2 protein-coding genes are annotated in these 601 nt (G+C 49.3%); both read left to right on the top strand.

All coding sequences use genetic code 11. The features are described from left to right. On the top strand, window positions 1-215 hold a 215-nt coding region (locus R7Z77_RS26830), incomplete at its 5' end, for a FlgO family outer membrane protein (RefSeq protein ID WP_318137235.1). 9 nt (window positions 216-224) lie between these two features. Then, the coding region (locus tag R7Z77_RS26835) for an LPP20 family lipoprotein (protein WP_318137236.1) at window positions 225-601 on the top strand (377 nt) is incomplete at its 3' end.

The following is a 601-nucleotide window of genomic DNA, read 5'->3' on the forward strand; positions in this document are numbered from 1 at the left end:
GAACCATGCTTCGTCAAGAAGGTGGCGTATTGGTTAATGCTCGCGTTGTTGGTATGCAAAGCCGTGTTGTGGTTGCCACAGCGCAAGGGTTCTTGCCTGCAGACCGAATCGGCCGTGATTTGGATACGCTAAATAGCATCCGTACCCAAGATGGCGTGTTGATTCGTTCAGACCCAACCATTCGCCAGCCATACACTGTGATTCTCCGTCCATAGGATAGAAGCATGAAGAAGTTATTATTTATTATTGCCACCTTGGTGCTTGTGGGATGTCAGCCATTACAACAGATGCGCCAAGATGAAATTTTAGTGGCGGTAGGTTATGCAAGCGTAAGCGAACAAACTGGCCGCACGGTAGAAGAAAAACGTGTGCGCGCGATGCGAGCATCAAAAATTGATGCGTATCGTGAGTTAGCAGAGCAAGTTTACGGCATGCGAGTAAGCGGTCGTGCCGAACTTGAAGATCAGCGTCTTGGCATTGAAAGCACGAGTGGCGCGGTCGATGGCGTGATTCGCGGTGCAGAGGTCGTGCGCAGTTACTTAGTTGAAGACAGTTACGTAACAGAGTTACGTTTGGATATCCGTAAGATGGATAAGCTACG

This window comes from Vibrio sp. 1401 (genome assembly GCF_033340295.1).